The 2,266-nt window shown below is 75.8% G+C and carries 2 protein-coding genes; both read left to right on the top strand.

Annotated features, from left to right (window positions below):
- Positions 1-1,284, top strand: a 1,284-nt coding sequence (locus tag AB0B83_RS30090; RefSeq protein ID WP_357581005.1) for a bifunctional diguanylate cyclase/phosphodiesterase, incomplete at its 5' end; no start/stop codon positions are given.
- 70 nt (positions 1,285-1,354) lie between these two features.
- On the top strand, positions 1,355-2,179 hold the full coding sequence (locus AB0B83_RS30095) for a MerR family transcriptional regulator (protein WP_357581006.1): 825 nt from the start codon (positions 1,355-1,357) through the stop codon (positions 2,177-2,179).
- Positions 2,180-2,266: the final 87 nt, after the last annotated feature.

Raw genomic sequence — 2,266 nt, forward strand, 5'->3', positions numbered from 1 at the left:
GGCGCCCCGCGGGCCGGCCTGCGCCCGGCGGCCCCGGACGGGTCCGGCGTGCCCGTGGACCGGCCGGCGCTGCTGCGGGCCCTCGCCGCCCTCCGGGACGCGCCGGCCCCCGCCGGCGCGCTGCTCGTCGTCGACCTCGACGGACCCGGCCCCGCCCCCGACGGGCACCAGGGCCGCGAGGACGTGCTGGCCGAGGTGCTCCGCCGGGCCCGCGCGGTGGTCGGCCCCCGGGACCTGCTCGCGGACGTCACCGCCACCGGCTTCGCCGTGGTCACCGAGGTCGGGCCGGTGCTGGCGTACGCGCTGGGCACCCGGCTGCTCGCCGCGCTCACCGAGCCCTACCCCGCGGCGGGCGGCTCGCTGCGGCTGCGGGCCGGCATCGGGCTCGCCGAGATCGGCAACGGCGGCCCGGAGGACGTGCTGCGCCAGGCGGACCTGGCCCGGCGGCGGGCCGTGCAGCTCGGCCGGGACCGGGTCGAGTGGTACGACGCCTACCTGGAGGAGCAGCTCGTCCGCCGGCTCGACCTGGAACGGGAGCTGCCCGGGGCGGTCGCCCGGGGCGAGCTGGACCTCGTCTACCAGCCGGTGCTCGACCTGGCCGACCGGCAGCCGGTCGGCACGGAGGCGCTGCTGCGCTGGCGCAGCCCGGTGCTCGGCACGGTGCTTCCCGCCGAGTTCCTGCCGGTGGCCGAGGACCTCGACGTCGTGGGCGAGCTGGGCTGCTGGGTGCTGGACCGGGCCTGCCGGCAGCTCGCCGCCTGGTCGGCGGGCAGCCGGCAGCTCTGGATGGCGGTGAACGTGACCGTCCGGGAGCTGGCCTCCCCCGACTTCGTACCGCGGACGGCGGCCGTGCTCGACGCGTACGGGTTGTCGCCGGACCGGCTGGTGGTCGAGGTGGCGGAGCCCCGGGTGGGCGCCGAGTTGCCGACGGTGGTGGCCCGGCTGGCCGGGCTGCGCTCGCTGGGCGTGCGCACCGCGCTGGACGACTTTCGGGCCGAGCACGCCTCGCTGGCCCAGCTCCGGCGGTTGCCGATCGACCTGCTCAAGGTCGGCCCGCAGCTGGTGGACCCGGCGGACCCGCAGCGCCCGCTGATCGACGTGGTGGTGAACGTGGGGGACCGGCTGGGGCTGGACATCGTGGCCGAGGAGCTGGAGTCGGCGAGCCTGGTCGACGGCGCGCGGCGGGCCGGCTGCCGGTACGGGCAGGGCTTCGCGCTGGCCCGCCCGGCCACCGCCGAGCGGGTCGAGGCGTACTTCGAGGAGTTCCCGTCGGCCTCGCGCTGAGCGGGCCGGCATTCCCCGCCCTCGCCTGGTTGACTCTGACACCGTGTCAGGGCCGAACGTGTGAGGGGCCATGTTCACCATCGGAGACTTCGCCAGGCTCGGCCGCGTGTCGGTCCGCATGCTGCGTCACTACGACAGCATCGGGCTGCTCCGCCCGGCCGCCGTCGACCCGCACACCGGGTACCGGTCCTACCGGGCCGAGCAGCTCCGCCGGCTCAACCGGGTGATCGCCCTCAAGGAACTGGGACTCACCCTCGGGCAGGTGCGGGCGATCATCGACGACGCCGTCGAGGTCGCCGAACTGCGCGGCATGCTGCGGCTGCGCCGGTCCCAGCTGGAGGCTCAACTGGCGGCCGACACCGCCCGCCTGGCCGGGGTCGAGGCGAGGCTCCGCATGATCGAGACGGAGGGTCGGATGACCAGCCAGGACATCGTACTCAAGGAACTGCCCGCGGTCCGGGTGGCGGAGCTGACCGGGATGGCCCGCAGCTACGAGACGCCGGACATCTCCACCGTGATCCAGCCGCTCTACCCGGAGCTGTTCCGGCGCCTCGCCGCGGCGGGCGTCGTGCCCTCCGGCCCGGGGCTGGCCTGGTACGAGGCGACGGGGGAGGGCGAGTCCGTCGTGGTGCACGCCGGGGTGACGGTGGCCGTCGACCCCTCGGCGGCCCGGGACTTCGGCGTCGTCGACCTGCCCGCGGTGCCCACCGCGGCGACGATCATCCACCACGGGCCGATGGACGAGGTGGGGGGCAGCATCCAGGCGCTCGCCACCTGGATCGAGGCGAACGGCTGGCGGGCCGACGGGTACACCCGCGAGTTGTACCTGGACTACTGCCCGGACGAGCCCGAGAAGGGCGTCACCGAACTCCAGTTGCCGGTGGTCGCGGCGTGAGCGGCGGCCCCCTGCTCGCCACGGCTGACGACGAGCGGCAGCGGCCGCACCTTCGAGAAGCGGCGGCGCTCGTGGTCGGAGGGCTAC

Source organism: Micromonospora sp. NPDC049060 (assembly GCF_040649055.1).
Classification (GTDB): domain Bacteria; phylum Actinomycetota; class Actinomycetes; order Mycobacteriales; family Micromonosporaceae; genus Micromonospora; species Micromonospora reichwaldensis.

What these genes read in the sequence shown, in the direction of transcription:
- AB0B83_RS30095 (WP_357581006.1), top strand. Translation starts at nt 1,355, where the DNA reads ATGTTCACCATCGGAGACTTCGCCAGGCTCGGCCGCGTGTCGGTCCGC.